1 pseudogene is annotated in these 222 nt (G+C 66.7%); it reads right to left on the bottom strand.

The window, feature by feature from the left end:
- Positions 1 to 222: pseudogene (locus tag UUA_RS18400) on the bottom strand (MFS transporter); the annotation flags it as partial.

The raw sequence follows: 222 nt of genomic DNA, 5'->3' as shown, positions 1-222 counted from the left end.
ACGTAGCGCGCGATCATCGCCAGGCCCAGGCCCGAGACCAGCAGCTCGCCCAGCGAGTACAGGCCGTAGCCCCACACCATGATCCACGACGAGACCTGGCCGTTCACCGCGAAGCGGGCGCCGACGCCGTAGATGAAGAAGCCGATCGCCACCGCCGCGAAGCCCCAGGCAAACTTGGCCGCCACCGACGGATTCTTGCCCACCTTGCCCATGGTGTTGTAG

It is taken from the genome of Rhodanobacter thiooxydans LCS2 (assembly GCF_000264375.1).
GTDB lineage: Bacteria > Pseudomonadota > Gammaproteobacteria > Xanthomonadales > Rhodanobacteraceae > Rhodanobacter > Rhodanobacter thiooxydans.
This window is presented reverse-complemented; position numbering and strand designations above follow the sequence as displayed.